The sequence below is a fragment of the Amycolatopsis eburnea genome (assembly GCF_003937945.1).
GTDB classification, from domain to species: Bacteria; Actinomycetota; Actinomycetes; order Mycobacteriales; family Pseudonocardiaceae; genus Amycolatopsis; species Amycolatopsis eburnea.
The window spans coordinates 721,742-741,179 of the sequence record NZ_RSEC01000036.1 but is presented as its reverse complement, the minus strand read 5'-3'; the positions used below and the strand labels follow the sequence as shown (position 1 = coordinate 741,179).

The 19,438-nt window shown below is 71.8% G+C and carries 22 protein-coding genes; 12 read left to right on the top strand and 10 right to left on the bottom strand.

The window, feature by feature from the left end:
• Nucleotides 1–31: 31 nt before the first annotated feature.
• On the bottom strand, nt 32–721 hold the full coding sequence (locus EIY87_RS16170; protein ID WP_125308748.1) for a type VII secretion system-associated protein: 690 nt from the start codon (nt 719–721) through the stop codon (nt 32–34).
• A gap of 61 nt (nt 722–782) precedes the next feature.
• Between EIY87_RS16170 and EIY87_RS16165 the strand changes: the two genes are divergently transcribed.
• A complete protein-coding gene (locus tag EIY87_RS16165; protein ID WP_191984116.1) occupies nt 783–1,163 on the top strand; it encodes a sterol carrier family protein in 381 nt (126 codons plus the stop codon).
• 12 nt (nt 1,164–1,175) lie between these two features.
• On the opposite strand, the gene EIY87_RS16160 is transcribed toward EIY87_RS16165, so the two are convergent.
• On the bottom strand, nt 1,176–1,973 hold the full coding sequence (locus EIY87_RS16160; protein WP_191984115.1) for an SAM-dependent methyltransferase: 798 nt from the start codon (nt 1,971–1,973) through the stop codon (nt 1,176–1,178).
• Nucleotides 1,974–2,173: 200 nt separating this feature from the next.
• Between EIY87_RS16160 and EIY87_RS16155 the strand changes: the two genes are divergently transcribed.
• The 6 genes from EIY87_RS16155 to arfB all read left to right on the top strand — a co-directional run bounded on the left by EIY87_RS16155 (nt 2,174) and on the right by arfB (nt 7,134).
• Nucleotides 2,174–3,052, top strand: a complete 879-nt coding sequence (locus EIY87_RS16155) for a helix-turn-helix domain-containing protein (protein WP_125308742.1) — start codon at nt 2,174–2,176, stop codon at nt 3,050–3,052.
• 374 nt (nt 3,053–3,426) lie between these two features.
• Nucleotides 3,427–3,666, top strand: a complete 240-nt coding sequence (locus EIY87_RS16150; RefSeq protein ID WP_125308739.1) for a DUF397 domain-containing protein — start codon at nt 3,427–3,429, stop codon at nt 3,664–3,666.
• On the top strand, nt 3,653–3,958 hold the full coding sequence (locus EIY87_RS16145) for a hypothetical protein (RefSeq protein ID WP_125308736.1): 306 nt from the start codon (nt 3,653–3,655) through the stop codon (nt 3,956–3,958). The genes EIY87_RS16150 and EIY87_RS16145 overlap by 14 nt, the downstream gene beginning before the upstream one ends.
• A 118-nt stretch (nt 3,959–4,076) precedes the next feature.
• Nucleotides 4,077–5,603, top strand: a complete 1,527-nt coding sequence (gene purF, locus EIY87_RS16140; RefSeq protein WP_125308733.1) for an amidophosphoribosyltransferase — start codon at nt 4,077–4,079, stop codon at nt 5,601–5,603.
• Nucleotides 5,604–5,628: 25 nt separating this feature from the next.
• Complete coding sequence (gene purM, locus EIY87_RS16135) at nt 5,629–6,699, top strand: phosphoribosylformylglycinamidine cyclo-ligase (RefSeq protein WP_125308730.1); 1,071 nt, start codon at nt 5,629–5,631, stop codon at nt 6,697–6,699.
• A 3-nt stretch (nt 6,700–6,702) separates the two neighbouring features.
• Nucleotides 6,703–7,134 carry an alternative ribosome rescue aminoacyl-tRNA hydrolase ArfB gene (arfB, locus tag EIY87_RS16130; RefSeq protein ID WP_125308727.1) on the top strand — a complete coding sequence of 144 codons (432 nt, stop codon included), beginning with the start codon at nt 6,703–6,705 and terminating at the stop codon, nt 7,132–7,134.
• Here the strand turns inward: arfB and EIY87_RS16125 are convergent.
• The 3 genes from EIY87_RS16125 to EIY87_RS16115 form a co-directional block, all read right to left on the bottom strand.
• The gene (locus EIY87_RS16125) at nt 7,131–7,865 is read right to left on the bottom strand and encodes a GNAT family N-acetyltransferase (RefSeq protein WP_125308724.1); all 735 of its coding nucleotides are present in this window, start codon (nt 7,863–7,865) and stop codon (nt 7,131–7,133) included. The genes arfB and EIY87_RS16125 overlap by 4 nt on opposite strands.
• A 170-nt stretch (nt 7,866–8,035) precedes the next feature.
• Complete coding sequence (locus tag EIY87_RS16120; protein WP_125308721.1) at nt 8,036–8,692, bottom strand: VanZ family protein; 657 nt, start codon at nt 8,690–8,692, stop codon at nt 8,036–8,038.
• 238 nt (nt 8,693–8,930) lie between these two features.
• On the bottom strand, nt 8,931–9,836 hold the full coding sequence (locus tag EIY87_RS16115; protein ID WP_125308718.1) for a Gfo/Idh/MocA family protein: 906 nt from the start codon (nt 9,834–9,836) through the stop codon (nt 8,931–8,933).
• A gap of 77 nt (nt 9,837–9,913) precedes the next feature.
• On the opposite strand from EIY87_RS16115, the gene EIY87_RS16110 reads away from it, so the two are divergent.
• The 4 genes from EIY87_RS16110 to EIY87_RS16095 all read left to right on the top strand — a co-directional run bounded on the left by EIY87_RS16110 (nt 9,914) and on the right by EIY87_RS16095 (nt 14,489).
• Nucleotides 9,914–10,534 (top strand): hypothetical protein, encoded by a 621-nt coding sequence (locus EIY87_RS16110; protein WP_125308715.1) that lies wholly within the window; start codon nt 9,914–9,916, stop codon nt 10,532–10,534.
• Nucleotides 10,524–11,594 (top strand): CbiQ family ECF transporter T component, encoded by a 1,071-nt coding sequence (locus EIY87_RS16105; protein ID WP_191984114.1) that lies wholly within the window; start codon nt 10,524–10,526, stop codon nt 11,592–11,594. The genes EIY87_RS16110 and EIY87_RS16105 overlap by 11 nt, the downstream gene beginning before the upstream one ends.
• Nucleotides 11,591–13,189, top strand: coding sequence for an ABC transporter ATP-binding protein (locus EIY87_RS16100; RefSeq protein WP_125308712.1), 1,599 nt, complete (start codon nt 11,591–11,593; stop codon nt 13,187–13,189). Before EIY87_RS16105 ends, EIY87_RS16100 begins: the two co-directional genes overlap by 4 nt.
• 505 nt (nt 13,190–13,694) lie before the next feature.
• Nucleotides 13,695–14,489, top strand: a complete 795-nt coding sequence (locus EIY87_RS16095; RefSeq protein ID WP_125308709.1) for an ECF transporter S component family protein — start codon at nt 13,695–13,697, stop codon at nt 14,487–14,489.
• On the opposite strand, the gene EIY87_RS16090 is transcribed toward EIY87_RS16095, so the two are convergent.
• Both EIY87_RS16090 and EIY87_RS16085 read right to left on the bottom strand, forming a co-directional pair.
• Complete coding sequence (locus EIY87_RS16090; RefSeq protein ID WP_225439897.1) at nt 14,480–15,334, bottom strand: 3-hydroxybutyryl-CoA dehydrogenase; 855 nt, start codon at nt 15,332–15,334, stop codon at nt 14,480–14,482. The two genes, EIY87_RS16095 and EIY87_RS16090, sit on opposite strands and share 10 nt — an antisense overlap.
• Before the next feature lie 105 nt (nt 15,335–15,439).
• Nucleotides 15,440–15,628, bottom strand: a complete 189-nt coding sequence (locus EIY87_RS16085) for a DUF3073 domain-containing protein (RefSeq protein ID WP_125308707.1) — start codon at nt 15,626–15,628, stop codon at nt 15,440–15,442.
• 207 nt (nt 15,629–15,835) lie between these two features.
• Between EIY87_RS16085 and EIY87_RS16080 the strand changes: the two genes are divergently transcribed.
• Nucleotides 15,836–16,732: a hypothetical protein gene (locus tag EIY87_RS16080; RefSeq protein WP_191984113.1), complete on the top strand. Its 897-nt coding sequence runs from the start codon at nt 15,836–15,838 to the stop codon at nt 16,730–16,732.
• 2 nt (nt 16,733–16,734) lie between these two features.
• On the opposite strand, the gene EIY87_RS16075 is transcribed toward EIY87_RS16080, so the two are convergent.
• The 3 genes from EIY87_RS16075 to ygfZ are packed head-to-tail and all read right to left on the bottom strand — an operon-like array spanning nt 16,735 to nt 19,413.
• Complete coding sequence (locus EIY87_RS16075; RefSeq protein WP_125308704.1) at nt 16,735–17,670, bottom strand: asparaginase; 936 nt, start codon at nt 17,668–17,670, stop codon at nt 16,735–16,737.
• On the bottom strand, nt 17,667–18,233 hold the full coding sequence (locus EIY87_RS16070) for an RsiG family protein (protein WP_086861421.1): 567 nt from the start codon (nt 18,231–18,233) through the stop codon (nt 17,667–17,669). Before EIY87_RS16070 ends, EIY87_RS16075 begins: the two co-directional genes overlap by 4 nt.
• 49 nt (nt 18,234–18,282) lie before the next feature.
• On the bottom strand, nt 18,283–19,413 hold the full coding sequence (gene ygfZ, locus EIY87_RS16065; protein ID WP_125308701.1) for a CAF17-like 4Fe-4S cluster assembly/insertion protein YgfZ: 1,131 nt from the start codon (nt 19,411–19,413) through the stop codon (nt 18,283–18,285).
• Between the last annotated feature and the right edge of the window lie 25 nt (nt 19,414–19,438).

The following is a 19,438-nucleotide window of genomic DNA, read 5'->3' as shown; positions in this document are numbered from 1 at the left end:
GGTGGTCACTCGATGGGGTTAAACCCGCAGGTCAGCGCTGTTCGTCCGCGATCGCCTTCACGAGGTGCTCGGCCGGCACGACGGCCGTGATCAGGTCGTGCGGGTTGATCGCGACCGGGTGACCGCCGAGCAGGCCGACGATGTCGCGGCCCAGCACGGCGCGGGCGTGCGGCCACTCGCTCGGCACCAGCGCCTTGCGGGTGTACGCCGGCACCATCACGCGGCCGTCGGTGTTGTGGAACCCGATGACCGTGCGCTGCACCGGCGACATCGCGTAGACGAACAGCGTCGAGTCGAGGACGACCTTCGGCAGGTCCGACGCCGGGCGGTGCTCGGTGCGGACGAGCTGCAGCAGGTGCTCGAGGTCGTTCGTCGGCTCCGGGAAGCCGAGCGCCTTCGGCGAAGGCCGGTAGCGGTCGTTGGGGTGGAAGTCCGCGACGACGTCGCCGACGCCGTTCACCGGGTAGGCGCCGACGACCGCCCACGACGGGACCGGCCCGTTCGGGTCGAAGGCCTCGTCGATGACGTAGAGCCAGCTGTTGGGGTTGGCGCGCGCGTTCGCCCGCATCTCCGCGGTGATCTCGGGCGTGCCCTGCTTGCCGGAGCGCCGGGCCTGCTGGCCCCCGCGCCGCGCCGCGCGGCTGTGCCTGCCGGGGTGTTCCGGCCCGCTTCCGGTGGGCTGCTGCGAAACCATCCGATCCGCCTCGTCCCGCTGCGCCATCTAGTCCCCACGTTCTCGGGTGTGCCGTAAAACTCTTGGTGGGCCACTCTACTGTTTGCCCATGGCCTCTTCGCGTTCGGTCGACCCCGGACAGTTACGTGCGGCGGTGGTGGCGGTTTCCCCGTGGCTGCAGGGGGATGCGCCGGACCCCGCGCGCCCCGAACTCGCCGCGGCGGTCCGGCTCAGCCTGCGCGCGCTGGCGGCCGACGCGCCGGGCCGCACGGTCGAAGTCCGCGTGCCGCCGTTCGCGGCGGTGCAGTGCGTGGAAGGGCCGCGGCACACCCGGGGCACCCCGCCGAACGTGGTCGAGACCGACCCGCGCACGTGGCTCGAACTGGCCACCGGCCGACTGGACTGGACCACCGCGGTGGCGGACGGCCGGGTGTCCGCGTCGGGCACCCGGGCCGACCTCTCCCATTGGCTCCCCCTCGTCCGCCTCTGACGGACGGGAGCCCTACGGCTTGCGGCCGACGCCGCCGGCGATCGTCCGCTGCGCGACGTTCAGGTCCTTGAGCCGCGGGCCGTCCGGCCACCAGTCGGCGCACCGGACCACGCCCGGCGGCACCATCTCGAGGCCGGGGAACAGCTCTTCGATCTCCTTCTGCGTCCGGAAGGTGCCGGAGCCCATCGGGCTGTGCAGGAAGAACTCCTCCATCCGGCGGGCGGTCTTGGAGTCTTCGTCCTCGGGGTCGAAGAAGTGGCTGACCCCGACGAAGGAGCCGGACGGCAGCGCGTCGACGAACTCCTTCATGATCTCGGCCGGCCGGTGGTGGTCGCCGTTGAAGTGGTGCAGCGTGCCCATCTGCAGCAACACGAGCGGCTGCGTGAAGTCGATGTGCTCGCGGATGACCTCGTGCTCGAGGATCCGCTGCGGCTCGAAGATGTCTTCGGCGACGAAGTGGGTGTGCTCGTTCTCCTCCAGCAGCGCCCGGCCGTGGGCGAGGACGACCGGGTCGTTGTCGACGTAGACGACCGTGGTCTCCGGGTTGATCCGCTGGACGACCTGGTGGGTGTTCTCCGCCGTGGGCAGGCCCGAGCCGAGGTCGAGGAACTGGGTGATGCCGGTCTGGCTCGCCAGGAACCGGCAGGCGCGGATGAGGAAGCCGCGGTTCTCGAACGCGAGGTCCTGCGCCTCCGGGGCGGCCTTCTGCACCTTGTGCAGGACCTCCCGGTCGATCTCGTAGTTGTCCTTCCCCAGCAGGAAGGCGTCGTACACGCGCGCGATGCTGGCACGGGTCGGGTCGACCCCCACGGGAACTCGTTCGGTCCGGGTCGCGGCGTCGGGCATCTTGAACCTCGCAAGTTCTGTGTCGAAAGTCTCGTACTCTACGTAGAGTAGGCCGACGCGCGCACGGGGTAAACCGGGTCACCTCTTTGCGCAGGACGGGTTAACGTGTACTTTCGGTAGTCGGGCTAGAACCCCCTGGTGACGTGAGCGCGGAAGGTCCGGGAATGAACGCGGTGAACGCGTCCGCAGGAGAACAGAACATCGGCCCCACGGCGCGCCGCATGATCCTGGGCTCGCAGCTGCGGCGGCTCCGTGAGGAAGCCGGCATCACCCGCCAGCAGGCCGGGTACAACATCCGCGGGTCCGAATCGAAGATCAGCCGCCTCGAACTGGGCCGCGTCGGCTTCAAGGAACGCGACGTCACCGACCTCCTGACGATGTACGGCGTCGAGGACTCGACGGAACGCCAGACGTTCCTCGACATGGTCAAGCAGTCGAACGAGCCGGGCTGGTGGCGGCGCTTCGGCGACACCATGCCGAACTGGTTCACCGACCTCGTCGGCCTGGAAGAAGCCGCCGCGCGAATCCAGATCTGGGAGCCGATCTACGTGTCGGGCCTGCTCCAGATCGAGCCGTACGCCCGCGCGATCTTCAGCCACGGCCGCCCGGAGATGGCCGACGAGCGGGTCGACCAGCTGGTCGCGCTGCGCATGCGCCGGCAGAAGATGTTCAGCAGGCCGGACGCGCCCCGCGTGTGGATGGTGCTCGACGAGTCGGTCCTGTACCGGCCGATCGGCGGCGTGAAGGTGCTCAAGCAGCAGATCGAATACCTGCTCGAGATGAGCGCGCTGCCGCACGTATCGGTCCAGGTGCTGCCGTACAGCCGCAGCGGGCTGTCCGCGGAACACGCGTTTTCGCTGCTGCGGTTCGGTGAACCGGAACTGCCGAACATCGCCTACGTCGAATACCTGACCGGCGCGCACTACATCGAGAAGCGCGAAGAGATCGAGAAGTACAGCCGGGCGCTCGACATGCTGGCGGTCGACTCGGAGACGCCGGAGCGGAGCCGGGCCCTGCTGGCGAAGCGACGCGCGGAGATCTGACGCGCAGAGTCGATCTGACGCGCGGCTTCGACGCCGGCCGCAATGACATGAACGAGTCGTTCACCTCGCCAGACGACATGAACGACCCTTTCACGACATCCCAGCCTGCCGCGTTCCGTCGTCACTCTCCGGAGTCTCCGGCCAAACCAGCCCCGGTCACCGGTAACTACTCGTAGTGGTTAACCCGAAAGGGCATCCACCTATCACCCGATAGGTTAACCGTGACCAGGTGATTCTTTACCGTCGGAGAACTTTGCAAGAAATTCTGCACGTGCATTTACCGTTGCAGGCACACGTGCTAGCCTTCGATACGCGGGCAAATGCACATGCAGATGCAGTGCCCGAGGGCATATTCCGCTTCGAGAGGTGGGAACATGGCTGAGCGATTCGAGAACGGCATCCCGGCCGATCGGCTCTCCGGCGCCCAGTGGCGCAAGGCGAGCTACAGCGGCGCGGTGGGCAACTGCGTCGAGGTGGCGCCGCTGGCCAGCGGCGAGATCGCGATGCGCAACTCGCGCTTCCCGACCGGTCCGGCGCTCGTCTACACGCGCGCGGAGATGGCGGCCTTCCTGGCCGGCGCCAAGGACGGTGAATTCGACGATGTCCTCGGCTGAGGCTGTCGCCTCCGTCTTCGACATCGAAACCGGATTGCAGGAGCTGGTGGCTCGCGGTTACCAGTTCGTCCACCCCGCCGACGAGACCGGCGAGGTCCTCGCCGTCGTCGGCGTGCGGGTGCACGACGACGTGGTGGACGTGGTCCGGCTCAATGCCGAGGACGACGTGGTGGCGACCCGGATGCCCGGCACCGAAGACAACATCTTCGAGCCGGAGCGGTGGCTGTGGCGCCGCCGTGGCGAAGGCGCACAGGTGCTCTCCGAGATCCTCTCGTTGCCGGACGCGTGCTAGGAACCCAAGCTTTCAGGCCCCGTTCGAAGTGGTCAGAACCACTCCGGGCGGGGCCTGAGTCATGTCCGCACCGTCTACACTGAAACCGGCCTGACCACGTCTTCCCAGGAGCTCCTCGGTGGTTTCCGACCCCCAGCTCGTGTCCGACCAGCCCGAACCGGAACCCCGCGAGGAGTGTGGCGTCTTCGGCGTCTGGGCTCCCGGGGAAGAAGTCGCGAAGCTGACCTACTACGGCCTCTACGCCCTGCAGCACCGGGGCCAGGAGGCCGCCGGCATCTCCGTCTCCGACGGCTCGCAGATCGTGGTCTTCAAGGACCTCGGCCTGGTCAGCCAGGTGTTCGACGAGCAGATCCTGCAGTCCCTGCAGGGGCACATCGCCGTCGGGCACTGCCGGTACTCGACCACCGGCGCGACCATCTGGGAGAACGCGCAGCCGATCTTCCGCACCACCGAGACCGGCAGCGGCCTTTCCTTCGCGCACAACGGCAACCTCGTCAACACCGCCGAGCTGCGCGAACGCACCATCGAGGCGGGCCTGAAGCCGCACGCGGGCCTGACCGGCTCGTCGAGCGACTCGGACCTGATCTGCGGCCTGCTCGCCGCGAACGCCGCCGACAAGGGCATCGAGGCCGCGGCCATGGAGCTGCTGCCCACCCTGAAGGGCGCCTTCTGCCTGGTGTTCTCCGACGAGAACACGCTGTACGCGGCGCGTGACCCGCACGGCGTCCACCCGCTGGTGCTCGGGCGGCTCGAGCGCGGCTGGGTCGTCTCGAGCGAGACGGCCGGCCTCGACATCGTCGGCGCGTCCTTCGTCCGCGAGGTCGAGCCCGGTGAGCTGATCGCGATCGACGCCGAGGGCCTGCGCTCTTCGCGGTTCGCGAACCCGGACCCCAAGGGCTGCGTCTTCGAGTACGTCTACCTCGCCCGCCCCGACACCACGATCGCCGGCCGCGGCGTGCACGCCACCCGCGTCGAGATCGGCCGCCGCCTGGCCGCCGAGCAGCCGGTCGAGGCCGACCTGGTCATGCCGGTGCCGGAATCCGGGACGCCCGCCGCGATCGGGTACGCGCAGGGCTCCGGCATCCCCTACGGCACCGGCCTGGTGAAGAACGCCTACGTCGGGCGCACGTTCATCCAGCCGTCGCAGACCATCCGCCAGCTCGGCATCCGCCTCAAGCTGAACCCGCTGCGCGACGTCATCCGCGGCAAGCGCCTGGTCGTGGTGGACGACTCGATCGTCCGCGGCAACACCCAGCGCGCGCTCGTCCGGATGCTGCGGGAGGCCGGCGCGCTCGAGGTGCACGTCCGGATCGCGTCACCGCCCGTGCGCTGGCCGTGCTTCTACGGCATCGACTTCGCCTCGCGCGCCGAGCTGGTCGCGAACGGCGTCGACCTCGACGGCATCCGGCGCTCGATCGGGGCCGACTCCCTGGGTTACATTTCCCTGGACGGCCTGGTCGCGGCGGCGGAACAGCCGAAGTCGCGGCTGTGCACGGCGTGCTTCTCCGGCGAGTACCCGATCGCGCTCCCGGAGGACGCGCTGATCGGGAAGCACCTGCTCGAAAGCCTCGACTCGGTCAATGGTGCGGCAACTCCCGTCAGCCCCGCCGGGTACGGTGCCGAAGACGCCGTCCGGCGTCCGTGACAGTCCAGTAGGGAGTCCTTCCACCGTGAGCGAGTCCACGAGCGCCACGTACGCCGCCGCCGGAGTCAGCATCGACGCCGGCGACCAAGCCGTCGAGCTGCTCAAGCCGCACGCCGAGCGGGCCACGCGGCCCGAGGTCATGGGCGGTGTCGGCGGTTTCGCCGGGCTCTTCTCCCTCAAGCTCGACAAGTGGAAGGAGCCGGTGCTCGCGTCCTCGACCGACGGCGTCGGCACCAAGATCGCGGTCGCGCAGGCGCTGGACAAGCACGACACGGTCGGCATCGACCTGGTCGCCATGGTGGTCGACGACCTGGTCGTGACTGGCGCCGAGCCGCTGTTCCTGCAGGACTACATCGCCGTCGGCAAGGTGCACCCGGAGAAGGTCGCCGCCCTGGTCGGAGGCATCGCCGAGGGCTGTGTCCAGGCCGGCTGCGCCCTGCTCGGCGGCGAGACCGCGGAGCACCCGGGCCTGATGGGCGAGCACGACTACGACATGTCGGCCACCGGCGTCGGCGTGGTCGAGGCGGCGCAGCTGCTCTCGCCGGAAAAGGTCCGTCCGGGTGACGTCGTGCTGGCCCTCGGCTCGTCCGGATTGCACTCGAACGGGTACTCCCTGGCCCGGCACGTGCTGCTCGACATCGCGCGGATGCCGCTCGACGGCCACGTCGAGGAGTTCGGCCGCACGCTCGGCGAGGAGCTGCTGGAGCCGACGCGGATCTACGCGAAGGACTGCCTGGCGCTCGCCGCCGAGACCGAGGTCCGGACGTTCGCGCACATCACCGGCGGTGGCCTGGAGGCCAACCTCGCCCGTGTCATGCCGCGCGGCCTGGTCGCCCGCCTCGAGCGCGGCACCTGGACGCCGGCGCCGGTGTTCGCCCTGATCGGCCAGCGCGGCAAGGTCGAGCGAGCCGAGCTGGAAAAGACGTTCAACATGGGCGTCGGCATGGTCGCGATCGTCGGCTCCGAGGACGTCGACCGCGCGCTGGCCATGCTGACCGCGCGGCACGTCCCGGCGTGGATCCTGGGCGACGTCCAGCCGGCCGGTGACGTCGACGGCCCGCGCGCGGTGCTCTCGGGCGACCACCCGCGGTTCTGAGGCGTGGCCACCGGGGACGTCGTGGTCGGCTCCCGGTTCGTCATCCCGGAAGCCGAGCTGAGCGAACGCTTCTCGCGCTCGTCCGGCCCCGGCGGTCAGGGCGTCAACACCACGGACTCGCGCGTCGAGCTGTCGTTCGACGTCGCCGCGTCGCCGTCGATCCCGGAGCACCTGCGCGACCGCGTGCTGGCCGCGCTCGAAAACCGGCTGGTCGACGGCGTCCTGACCATCGCGGCCAGCGAACACCGCTCGCAGCTGCAGAACCGCGAAGCGGCGCGCGGCCGGCTGGCGAACCTGCTGCTCGACGCGTCGGCACCACCGCCGGCCAAGCGGCGCCCCACGAAACCCTCGCGGGGTTCGAAGGAACGCCGCCTGGCGTCGAAGAAGCGCCGGAGCGACGTGAAACGAGGCCGCTCCGGCCGCTTCGACGACTAGGCCAGCGAGAGGTGCACGCACTCCCCGGCCGGCCGGTAGCCGACCCGGGCGTAGACGTTCCCGATCCCCAGGTCGCCGGGGGTGAGGAACGCCGTGTGCGCGCCGGCTTCGTGGACTTCCCGGGTGAGCCGCGCGGTGAGCGCCGCGGCGATCCCGCGGCCCCGGTACGGCTCGAGCACGGCGATGCCGGCGATCTCGGTGGTGCCGTCGACGACCTCGAGCGCGAGGCCGCCGCCGACGACCACGCCGTCGGCCTCCGCGAGGAGGTGCCGGACGCCGGACCTCGGCTCTTCGACTTCGTCGTCACCGATCTCCGCGGGCTCGCCGAACGCCGTGTTCTGCGCCGCCCGCAGGCGCCGGAAGTCTTCGCCGGACTCCGGAGCGCGCAGCCGGATCCCCGCCGGTGCCGGTTTGTCGACCCGGTCGGCGGGGCCGCACGTCATCAGCGGCACCCGCCGTTCCAGCGCGAACCCCGCCTCGACCAGCAGGTTCTCCAGGTCGGGGGCGACGTCGGTGAAGTACTCCAGCCGCGGGAGCAGGTCCCGCCGCCGGAACGCCGCGGTGAGCGCGGCGATCTCGGCCGCGGCCGGCTTCGCGCCGTCGTCCGGGATCGCGTAGTTGAGCATCGTGTGCGCCGTGCCCGGCGAGTAGGTCGCCAGGAACGGGCCGACCCGCTCGGTCTCGCGGCCGCGCGGCGCCGTTGCGCGGACGTAGTTCTGGATGGTGGACATTCGAGCCTTTCGAAAGCACGTCAAGGAACCGCGGCCCGGTGGGCTCGCGGGTGGATCGCCGGGCGTCGGGCCTAGCGGAGGCCGACGCCGGAAGCGGCGCCAGGCATAGGCGGTCAGTCCTTGACTCGAAGGGGCTCTTCGCGCTCAGTTTCGCACGGGCTTCAACCGGATTATCGGCGCTTCTGGTGCGAGATGGCGGCGTAGCGCGTGTCCCACACCGAACGCGGCACGCGCGTGCGGAGCGTGGGCGACTCGCAGATCCGCCTGCGTTGCGCCGGGATGGCGACCGGCACCGGCGGTGGCGGGTCCAGCGCGCGCCAGCCGCGGCGGCTCAGCGCCGCGCCGAGGGTCGCGCCCGCGGTGTTCAGCAGGACGTCGTCGGTCGAGGTCACCCGGCCGGAGTGGATCAGATATTGCGTACCTTCCACCAGCAGCGACGCGAGCAACGCGGCCAGCGCGACGCGCGCGAGCGTGCGCAGCCGCCGCATCCGGAGGGGGAGCAGGGCGCCGAGCGGGCAGAGGAGCAGGACGTTGCCGATCACCTGCCAGAGTGAACCGTCGTCGGCGAACGCCGCGGTGATGTCGGAGCCGGGAACGAGATCGAGGGTGCTCTCGGAAGAGTCGCCGACCGGCATGATGACCAGGCAAAACACCAGAAGGGCAACGAGCAGGGCGGCGCAGTCGACGCCGGCTGTCGCGGTCGCGAAGCGGGCCGGGAGTCTTCGGCGGCGCCGGGCCGCGAGCAGCGGCCAGCCGAGCAGCGCGTACGGCAGCGCGATGGCGGTTATCGGAATCATCCCCCAGAAGGCGCGAAGCAGGGCTTCCATGCGCCTCCTCTCTCGGAACCCCTCCACTGAAATCACCTTCGCATTGCAAGATCGACTCGGCAGTCCGAGCGAGCCGCACTATTCGGTGATCTTTCCGGTGGCGGAGTCCGCCCCGCCGTGGTTCGGTCGGGAGGCACACTGTCCACAGTGGAAACTGTGGACAACCCTGTGGAAGAAATGGGGGATGGTGGCGGAAACCGTTGTTCGGCAACGGAAACGCGCGCGAGCAGCCTGTGTACTACTCGGCGAGCCGGCGGGCCTGGTCGAGCAGCGTCTGCAGGTGCAGGCCGCGCCGGACGTCGCACGGGTGGGCCGTCGTGCCGCTGGCGATCATCGCCGCGAAGTCGTCCAGGAGCGCGGTGTAGGACTCCTGCGCCGAGCCCGGTTTGCGGCCGAGCGTCCGGTAGCCGTGCTCGCCCCAGACGGCTAGTTCGACGACGGTCGGCTGCACCGGCAGCCGCAGCGAGAGCGTGGCGGTGCTGATCACGCCGCCGTCGTGGGCGAGCATCAGGTGCCAGAGGTCGCCGGGGCTCCGCCGCGCGGCGACGACGCCGGTGATCGGGCCGAGCGCGGCGTCGAGGAGGTCGAGCGCGTGCGGGCCGATGTCGAACAGCGCGCCGCCGTCGTCCTGGCGCCACTCCGACGCCGCGTACTGGCCGCCGAGCAGCGCACCGGACAGCCAGCGCGCGCCCCCGCCCGCCCAGCCGCCCGCCTGGGCGAGGCCGGCCAGCCACTCCTGGGTCTGCGTCGAGTACCGCAGGGTCAGCACGACGAGCGCGGCGACGTCGGCGGCAGCGACCGCGTCGGCCAGCCGTCGCGCGCCGTCGAGGTCGGCGGCGATCGGCTTCTCGAGGATCAGGTGCTTCCCGGCTTCGGCCGCGCGCACGCCCAGTTCGGCCTGGATCGACGGCGGGACGGCCAGCGCGACCGCGTCGACCTGCTCGAACAGCTCCTCGACGCTGCCCGCGGTGTTCGCGCAGTGGGCCTCCGCAAGCGCTTGCGCCGCCTCCGGCCGCCGCGCCCAGACCGCGGTCAGTGCCGTGCCGGGGTGGTCCGCGAGGCCCGGTGCGTGCACCGTCTTCGCCCACGGGCCGGCGCCGATCAGGCCGACGCGCAGCTGTCCGTCCGCGATGAGCTGTCCCACGGCCCGCAGTCTAGGTGTGTCGCTCGTCGCGCCGGAACCGCACCTTCGGCGGGGGCCGCGCTGGATAAAGTGCCTGCATGATCGCCTCCCGGTTCGCCGTCGTCTGCGCACTCCTGTTCGGTGCCGCCTTCGTGGGCGCCGCGCCCGCATCGGCGGCGGGCACGGACGGGACCTGCCCGGAGGGCGGCGGCGTCACGGTGGTCGTCGACTTCGGCGACCTGGGCCCGCAGCCGCTGGTCCGCTGCGCCCCCGGCACGCCGGCGAACGGCATCGCGGCCCTGCAGGACGCCGGCATCGAGGTCGCCGGCTCGCAGAAGTACGGCCTGGCCGTGGCCTGCCGGATCGCGGGCAAGCCGGGACCCGACGTCGAGTCGTGCGCGGGGATGCCGTCGGCGACGGCGTACTGGAGCTACTGGCACGCCTCCGCCGGCGGCAGCTGGACGTCGAGCCAGGAGGGCGCGCAGACCGCGAAGCCGGCGCCCGGCGGGTTCGAGGGCTGGGCGTTCGCGCGGCCGAAGTCGGCGAACGACCTGCCCACGCCGCCGCGGGTGGCGCCGGTGCGGCAGGCCGCGACGGCTGCTCCCGCACCCGCTGAGCAGGGCAGTTCGTTCCCGTGGGGCCTGGTGATCGGCGCGGTCGTGATCGTGGTGGTCGGCGGCGCCGGGATCGTCGTCGCCCGTCGCCGGCGTGCGCAGTAGGGCGCTGCACCCCGGCGCCTGGTGGGCGTGGGCGCTCGCGCTGGCCGTCGCGGCGAGCCGCACGACGAACCCGCTGCTGCTCGGCCTGATCATCGCCGTCGCCGGGTTCGTCGTCGCGAACCGGCGGAGTGACGCGCCCTGGGCGCTGGCGTTCCGGCTCTACGCGTACGTCGGCGCCGTGATCGTCGCTTCGCGCGTGGTCTTCCGCATCCTGGTCGGCGGGGACGACGGCGGGCACGTGCTGTTCTCGCTGCCGCGGATCCCGCTCGCCGCCGGGCTGTCCCTGCTCGGGCCGACGTCGGCGGAGGAGCTGCTCGGCGGTTTTTACGACGGCCTGCGGCTGGCCACGATGGTGGTCTGCGTCGGCGCGGCGAACGCGTTGGCGAACCCGAAACGGCTGCTCAAGGCGGTCCCGGGCGCGCTGTACGAGGTGGGCACGGCCGTGACGGTGGCGCTGTCGGTCGCGCCCCAGCTCGTCGAAAGCGTGCAACGCGTCCGGCGTGCGCGGCGGCTGCGGGCGGGCCGGACTCGCGGGCCGCGGGCGGTCAAGGGCATCGTGGTGCCGGTGCTGGAGGACGCGATGGACCGCTCGCTGCGGCTGGCGGCCGCGATGGACTCCCGGGGCTACGGGCGCCGGGCGTACCTGAGCCTCGGCCTGCGGGCGCTGATCGCCACCTGCGTCCTGGCCGGCTTGGTCGGCGTGTGCGTCGGCGTCTACGGCGTGCTCGACGGGACGTCGTCGTGGCTCGGGATCCCGCTGCTGGCCGCGGGGCTGGTGGTGGCGGTCGTGGGGTTCGTCCTCGGCGGGCGGCGCGTCCGGCGGACGGCGTACCGGCCCGACCCGTGGCGGTGGCCGGAGACGCTGGTCGTCGCGTCCGGGGTCGGGGCGTGCGCGCTGCTGTTCGCCACCGCGCGGATCGACCCCGGCCGGTTGTTCCCCTCGCTGAGCCCGCTGCGCTGGCCGGAGGTTTCCTGGGTGCACGCGTTGTCCGTGCTGGTCGCGGCGCTGCCGGCGTTCGTCGCGCCCCCGCCGCCGTCGTTGTCGGAGGTCGTCCGGTGATCGAGTTCTCGCGGGTCACGGTGACCTACCCGGACGCCTCGCGCCCGGTGCTTTCCGACGTGACGCTGGAGGTCGAGGAAGGCGAGCTGTGCCTGGTCGCGGGGCCGACCGGGGCGGGGAAATCGACGTTGCTCGGCGCGTTGAACGGGCTCGTCCCGCACTTCACCGGCGGCCGCATGGCGGGCCGGGTGCTCGTGGCCGGGCTGGACACCGCGGTGCATCCCCCTCGCGAGCTGGCCTCGGTCGTCGGCGTCGTCGGGCAGGACCCCTTGGCCGGGTTCGTGACGGACACCGTCGAGGAGGAGCTCGCGTACGCGATGGAGCAGCTGGCGGTGCCGCCGGACGTCATGCGCAAGCGGGTCGAGGAAACCTTGGACCTGCTGGGCATCGCAGACCTGCGCAATCGTCCACTTCGGACGCTTTCGGGTGGCCAGCAGCAGCGCGTCGCGATCGGCTCGGTGCTGACGGCGCACCCGTCCGTGGTCGTGCTCGACGAGCCGACGTCGGCGCTGGACCCGACCGCGGCCGAGGACGTGCTCGCGGCGATCACCCGGCTGGTGCACGACCTCGGGACGACGGTGGTCGTGGCGGAGCACCGGATGGAGCGCGTCGCGCAGTACGCGGACCGCCTGCTGTACCTGCCGGGTGACGGCTCGGTCCGGTCCGGGCCGCCCGCGGAGATCCTGGCGACGTCCTCGATCGCACCCCCGATCGCCGAGCTGGGACGGCTCGCGGGCTGGTCACCGCTGCCGCTGTCGGTCCGGGACGCGCGGCGCGTCGCGGGGCCCCTGCGATCGAGGCTGCAGAAATTGTCGGTGGTGGGTCGTAGCCTGTCGGTGACCGGTCAAGCACTGGACGTGAGAGGGGTGGTGGTCCGCTACGGAGATGTCTCGGCGGTGCGCGGGGTGGACCTGCGTGCCGGGCCGGGGGAAGTGATCGCGCTGATGGGACGCAACGGCTCCGGCAAGTCGTCGCTTCTCTGGGCGGTGCAGGGCAGCGGCCCGAGGTCGGCGGGGAAGGTCGACGTCGGGGGCGCGGATCCCGCGTCGCTCAAGCCACGAGCGGCCCGTCAGCGCGTGGGGCTGGTCCCGCAGACACCGGCGGACCTGCTGTACCTCGATTCGGTGGCCGCCGAGTGCGCACAGGCGGACACCGAATCGCGGGTGGCGGCGGGAACGACGCGTGAGCTGCTGGACCGGCTGTCCCCGGGAATCGCCGGCGAAGCGCACCCCGGCGACCTCTCGGAGGGACAGCGCCTGGCCCTGGTGCTGGCGGTCCAGCTGGCCGCGGCACCGCCGGTCGTGCTGCTGGACGAGCCCACCCGCGGCCTGGACTACCACGCGAAACGGCGCTTCGCGGCGGTCCTGCGAGAGCTGGCCTCGCAGGACCACGCGGTGCTGCTGGCCACCCACGACGTCGAGTTCGTGGCCACGGTGGCCACCCGCGTGGTGGTCATGGCCGAGGGCGAGATCGTCGCGGACGGCCCGACCAAGGAGGTCATCGTCGCCTCACCGGCGTTCGCCCCGCAGGTGGCGAAGATCCTGGCGCCGGAGCGGTGGCTGACGGTGGACGAGGTCGCGGAGGCCTTGGCATGAGACCTCCGACGGCACCACCGCCACGCCCGCCCACGCCGGCCGGGCTGCACGCCCCCGCGCGAGTGAGCGCGGCGGGTCGCCCGGTCGTGCCCGGCGCGCCGAGCTGCGGCCGCGCAAGGCCGGACACCGGCGTGCCCGGAGCTGCCGGAGCACGGTCGGCCAGGGGCGTTGGGGCGCCCCAGCCGCAGGTCGGCGCGGGCTTCAGCGTGCCCGGCTACCCAGCCGCGCCCTGCACGGCGCCGAGCCGCGGCCGAGCACGGCCAGCGAGCGGCGCAGGCTCGTCCGGAGCTGCCGGAGCTGCCGGAGCTGCCGGAGCTGCCGGAGCTGCCGGAGCTGCCGGAGCTGCCGGAGCTGCCGGAGCTGCCGGAGCTGCCGGAGCTGCCGGTGCTGCCGGTGCTGCCGGTGCTGCGTCGGCTACCTGGGTGCCTCGAGCTGCTCGAGCTGGGTCGGCCACCGGCGTGCCCCGAACACCCCAAGCCCCCGAACCAGCACCGAAGCCGGCGCCATGACCGACTTCCTCCCGGCCTCCCGCACCATCCGCCTCACCCCCAGGCCCGCGCTGGTCCTCACCACCGCGAGCCTCCTCGGCCTGGCCATGTTCTGCTGGCCCCTCTTCGCCCACCCGCAACCCACTGCCGCCGCCCACACCGCCGACGCGCCGTTCGTCTTCATGGCGACGCTGCCGGTGCTGATCCTCGTCGTCCTCGCCGAGCTGTCCCGCGGGGGGATCGACGCCAAGGCGCTCGCCCTCCTCGGGGTGCTCTCCGCCGTCAACGCCGGGCTGAGGCCGCTCGGGGCCGGGACCGGGGGCATCGAGCTGGTCTTCTTCCTGCTCGTGCTCGCCGGGCGGGTCTTCGGGCCCGGGTTCGGGTTCGTGCTGGGCTCGACGTCGCTGTTCACCAGCGCGCTGCTCACCGCCGGGGTCGGGCCGTGGCTGCCGTTCCAGATGCTTGCGTCGTCGCTGATCGGGCTCGGTGCCGGGCTGCTGCCGCGGGCGCGCGGCAAGGCCGAGATCGCGCTGCTCGTCGCGTACGGCGTGTTCGCGGCCTACTTCTTCGGGCTGCTCATGAGCCTGTGGTCGTGGCCGTTCCTCGCCGGTGACAGCGCTCAGCTCGGCTTCGTCGCCGGCGCGCCGCTGGTGGAGAACCTCCACCGGTTCGCGGTGTACACCGTGCTGACCTCGACCCTCGGCTGGGACACCGGGCGTGCGATCACCAACGCCGTCGCCATCGTCTTCCTCGGGCCGGCCATCCTCGCGGTGCTGCGCCGAGCCGCGCGGCGGGCGGCCTTTCAGCTGTAGGAGTAGAAGCCGCGGCCGGTCTTCTTGCCGAGCAGGCCCGCGTCCACCATGCGCAGCAGCAGCGGCGGCGACGAGTACAGCGGCTCCTTGAACTCCGCGTACATCGAGTCCGCGATGGCCTTGATCGTGTCCAGCCCGATCAGGTCGGACAGCCGCAGCGGACCCATCGGGTGGGCGGTGCCAAGCTCCATGCCGCGGTCGATGTCCTCCGCCGAAGCGAAGCCCGACTCGATCATGCGGATCGCCGAAAGGAGGTACGGCACCAGCAGCGAGTTCACGATGAACCCGGCGCGGTCCTGCGAGCGGATCACGGTCTTGCCCAGCGCCGTCGTCGCGTGTTCCTCCGCGCGGCGGGAAGTCTCCTCGCTCGTCAGCAGCGAGGGCACCAGCTCCACCAGCGGCAGCACCGGCACCGGGTTGAAGAAGTGGATGCCGACCACCTGCTGCGGCCGGCTCGTCGCCATGCCCAGCTTCATGATCGGGATCGACGACGTGTTGGACGCGAACACCGCGTCCTCCGCCTCGACGATCTTGTCCAGCTGGCGGAAGACGTCGACCTTCGCCTGCTCCTGCTCGAGGATCGCCTCGACGACCAGTTCGCGGTCGGCGAACTCGGCGATGTCGGTGGTGAACCGGACCCGGCCGAGGGCCGCGTCGGCGTCCTCGGCCGACAGCTTGCCGCTCTTCACGCCGCGCTGCAGGGACTTCTCGATGCGCGCCTTGCCCGCGTCGAGCGCCGGCTGGTTCACCTCGGTGACCACGACGTCCAACCCGGCCCTGGCGTGCACCTCGGCGATGCCGGACCCCATCAGGCCCGCTCCGACGACTCCGACTCGACTGACCACCGGCTCACTCCTTCATCGCTTCGCAGGCCCGTTCTTGGGCAGCACGCAGCGCGCGAGGGCGGTTACCGGGTTTTGCCCGGCTCGCCCTCGCGCGGTTACGCGTGCTCAACGACGGTACTCGTCGTACCCGTCGTCGTACGGGTCTTGATCTTCGCTGTCGGACTCCTCGTGATGACCGCTGGAGGAGTTACTCGACAGCTCGCGCTGCAAAGCATCGAAGTCGGTCTCGTGCGAGCTGTACTTGAGCTCGCGCGCCACCTTCGTCTGCTTGGCCTTAGCCCGGCCGCGCCCCATGGCTCGACCCCCTCGCACAGGGGCGGGGCGGCCGGGGGAATCGGCGGCCCCGCATCGTCTCGACAATTCTTTCCTGCTCACACCGTACCGTGTCCGGGGGGTTCGATGCGACGTGGCACGGTGTGCCGGTGGTGACAGTGTCGGCCGGACACCGGTTACCGGCCGGTCGGTGACGATCGGCGCAGGTAAACGTGCCACGATCTACCCGTGCTCCGTCCCTTCGTGGCCTACCTGCGGGTGTACGAACCCCTGCTCGCCCTGGGCGACCCGCCGGACGAACGGCTGCGTGCGGCCGTCGCGGCGGCCAAGCTGCGGCGGACGGACGCGGGCGCTCGTGAGCAGGCCATGTGGCTCAAGTCACAGGTCGCCGCCCCGCGGCGGTTGCTGCCCGCCGAGCTGGCCGACGGCCGTCCGGCGCCGAGCCTGCTGACCGACGTCCTGGTGCTCGACCCGCAGGACGTCCCGGGCGGCAAGGCCGAAGCCGGCCCGCTGGTCTGCCCGCTGGAACTGCGCGCCCGGTCGGCGGCCGCGCTGGTGACGTTCCTGGGCGACGCGCACCCGGCGCTGAAGAACGTCGTCCTCGACGAGGGCGGCTTCACCCAGGAGACGATCCGCGCCCGCACCAAGTCGGCGATGGCGGACCTGAGCACGTCGGCGGCCCACACGCTGTCGACGACGTGGACGGTCCCGCTGCCGTGGTTCGTGCTGATCGACCCGGACGACCGCCGCCTGGTCCTCGGCGACGGCCGCGACGACCCGAAGCGCGAACTCTCCTGGCGCGCGACGCTCGCCGACGCCCAGCACCGCGCCCGCGAGGCCGGTGAACTGCTGGAGCAGACCTTCGGCGACTCCGGCCCGGGCCGCGTGCTCTTCGAGACCCGTCGCTGGCTCGACAACTTCCACCCGGACTCGGTGATCGAGCTCGACTACGGCGGCCTGGTCCAGCTCTTCGCCGACGCGGTCCTGGAAGCCGACAACACCGCGGACGAGGTCCACGACATCCTGGACGCGCTGCGCTCGGGCAACGTGGAGGAGCTGGCCGAGCTGTTCTCGGACCTGCGCGAGTTCTGGGGCGACATCGCCGCCCGCGAACGCGCCAACTGAGCTCAGCCGCGCAGTTCCGGGACCCGGATCTCGCCGACCGGGCGGCCGCCGCCCAGGATCGAGCCGTGGGCGAGCTCCGGCAGCGCCGAGACGTCGACCCCCAGGTAGCGCAGGGCCGCCACCGCCAGGGGCGCGCACGCGCGCTTGGTGCCGTCGTCGATCTTGATCGCCACCGCGAAGCCGTCCGGGAGCGCGAACGCCTGGACGCCCTCCGCGCCCGCCTTCGAGACCAGGCCGTCCACCGCGGACATCAGGTCCGTGTCCTCGCGGCCGGTGCCGCCGACCAGCCACGGGTGCGTCCGCATCGCCGTGGCCACCCGGCTTTCGGGGCCGTCCGGCGCGACCGCCAGCCTGCCGAACGCGCGGGCCAGGCCGGTCAGGGAGAACGCGAACAGCGGGGCGCCGCAGCCGTCCACTCCCGTGTGGGCGATCGGCTCGCCCGTCAGCTCGGCGACGGCGGCCGCGATCTCCTGCTGCAGCGGGTGGTCCGGGGCCTCGTACCCCGACGTCGGCCAGCCGGCGCGGAGGCAGGTGGTCAGCATCGCCGTGTGCTTGCCGGAGCAGTTCATCATCACGCGGCGGGGCTCGGCGGCGTCGCGCATGCTCGGGACGTGCAGCGGGAAGTCCGGCGGGCACGCCAGCTCGTCTTCGCGCAGGCCGGCCGCTTCCAGCAGCTCCAGGACGCGCTTGACGTGGCCCGGCTCGCCGGAGTGCGACGCGCACGCCAGTGCGAGGTCCTCGCCGTCGAAGTCCAGGCCCGCGCGCAGCATGCCGACCGCCTGCAGGGGCTTGTTCGACGAGCGCGGGTACACCGGCGAGGTGACGTCGCCCAGCACCAGGCGGGCTTCGCCTTCGGGGCCGGTCACGACCAGGGCACCGCGGTGGACGCTTTCGACGAAACCGGAGCGGACGACCTCGGCCAGTACGGGGTTGGTCACTGCTCGCCGCGTCCTCGTTCGCTCTCGAGCAGCTCGTCCACAGTGGCCGAACCCTGCTGGTAGCGCTTCGCGATCTCCGCGTTCAGCGTGTCCATCACGCCCTGGACTTCGCGCCGGAAGGACGACACCGACAGCTCTTCGCTGGCGTAGGTGTCCAAAGCGGAGGCGAGCTTCTCGTCCGAGAGGGAGCCGACGTCGGTGAGGTCGGTGTCGCCGATCAGGGCTTCCGCGTGCCGCCGGTGTTCGCCGGCCCGGGACGGCTCCAGCTGCTGGTGGCGGCCCGAACCCGCGGCCGGGCCCAGCGCGTTGTCGGCCAGGATCGTCGCCAGCTGGTCGACGATGCTCGCTTCGCCGCCGGAGCTGCGCCGCACCTGCTCGGCGCGCACGATGTCGATGCGCGCGTGCAGGAGCCGCCGCAGGTAGGACAGGTCCGTCTCTTCCTGCGCGGCTTCGTCGCGCCGCTCGCGCAGCACCTTCAACGGCAACTCGCCCAAGCCGCTGAGGTACCCCGGGCCGAGCACGCGGTCGATCCGCCGCCTGCCGCCGGGCCGCACTTCGATCACAGCGCAGTTTATCCCGGTTGAGCGTGATCTCGCTGTCAGGGGCTTTCGTTCAGCCACGGAGTTGCGCCGCCGCCGCGCGGCCCGGTGCGGGCAGCTCGGACGGCACCGAGTCCGGGTCGATCGCCGCCTGGACGAGGTTGTCCTCCGACCCCGCCAGCAGCTCCGCGTCCACCGGCGTCGACCGCTTGACCAGCGCCAACGCGATCGGGCCGAGCTCGTGGTGCTGGATGACCGTGCCGATCCGGCCGACCGTGCGGCCGTCGAGCAGCAGCGGGTCGCCCGGTTCCGGCGTGACCTCCGGCGAACCGTCCAGGTGCAGCAGCAGCAGGTTGCGCGGCGGGCGGCCGACGTTGTGCACCTTCGACACCGTCTCCTGGCCGCGGTAGCAGCCCTTCGCGACGTGCGCGGCCGAGCCGACCCAGCCGACCTCGTGCGGGATCGTGCGGTCGTCGGTGTCCACGCCCAGCCGGGGGCGCACCGACTCGACGCGCAGGGCGTCGAACACCCAGCTGCCCGCGGCCCGCGCGCCCGCGTCGGTCAGCCGCTTCCACCAGTCGAGCAGCGCCGCCCGCGGGACGGCCAGGTCGACGCTGGAGCGGCCCGGCCACGGCATCCGCCGCGCGAAGCCGCCGCCCGGGAGCGGCGCCACCGCGTACGGCTCCGGCCCGATCTCGGCGCCGACCGCGCTCAGCACGCGTTCGGCGTCCGGGCCGAGCACGGTGAGCAGCGCGAGCTCGGCGGTCGCGTCGCGGATGTCCACCTTGGACCAGAACTTCATGGCTTCGAGGTATTCGAGCAGCGTCTGCGGGCCGCCCTTGGGGAGCGCGCTGGTGACGCTCGGCCCCGGGTCGGTGTCCAGGTACACCGTGCCGTCGACGTGCGCGACCACCATGTGCGTCTCGACGCGGCCCTGGCTGTCGAGGACCAGCGCCTCGGTGCCGGAGCCCTCGGCGAGCCCGGTCACGTGCTGCGAGATGACCAGGTGCAGCCACGACAGCCGCTCTTCGCCGGTGACGGCGAGGAACTCGCGGTGCGACCGGTCGATCACGACCACACCGCGCGAGGCCGTGCGCTGCTCCGCGAACGGGTCTCCCCAGTGCCAGGGCACTCCGGCCTCGGGGTGGTCGTCAGGGGCGGCGATCGATCCGGGCACGTCCAGCAGCGGCGAGCGGTACGGCATACCCCTCAGCCTAGGTGAGTACCGT

Bases quoted from the DNA above. Each gene is read 5' to 3' on its own strand.
- EIY87_RS16170 (WP_125308748.1), bottom strand. From the start codon at position 721: ATGGCGCAGCGGGACGAGGCGGATCGGATGGTTTCGCAGCAGCCCACC.
- EIY87_RS16165 (WP_191984116.1), top strand. From the start codon at position 783: ATGGCCTCTTCGCGTTCGGTCGACCCCGGACAGTTACGTGCGGCGGTG.
- EIY87_RS16155 (WP_125308742.1), top strand. From the start codon at position 2,174: ATGAACGCGGTGAACGCGTCCGCAGGAGAACAGAACATCGGCCCCACG.
- EIY87_RS16150 (WP_125308739.1), top strand. From the start codon at position 3,427: ATGGCTGAGCGATTCGAGAACGGCATCCCGGCCGATCGGCTCTCCGGC.
- EIY87_RS16145 (WP_125308736.1), top strand. From the start codon at position 3,653: ATGTCCTCGGCTGAGGCTGTCGCCTCCGTCTTCGACATCGAAACCGGA.
- EIY87_RS16125 (WP_125308724.1), bottom strand. From the start codon at position 7,865: ATGTCCACCATCCAGAACTACGTCCGCGCAACGGCGCCGCGCGGCCGC.
- EIY87_RS16120 (WP_125308721.1), bottom strand. From the start codon at position 8,692: ATGGAAGCCCTGCTTCGCGCCTTCTGGGGGATGATTCCGATAACCGCC.
- EIY87_RS16110 (WP_125308715.1), top strand. From the start codon at position 9,914: ATGATCGCCTCCCGGTTCGCCGTCGTCTGCGCACTCCTGTTCGGTGCC.
- EIY87_RS16095 (WP_125308709.1), top strand. From the start codon at position 13,695: ATGACCGACTTCCTCCCGGCCTCCCGCACCATCCGCCTCACCCCCAGG.
- EIY87_RS16085 (WP_125308707.1), bottom strand. From the start codon at position 15,628: ATGGGGCGCGGCCGGGCTAAGGCCAAGCAGACGAAGGTGGCGCGCGAG.
- ygfZ (WP_125308701.1), bottom strand. From the start codon at position 19,413: ATGCCGTACCGCTCGCCGCTGCTGGACGTGCCCGGATCGATCGCCGCC.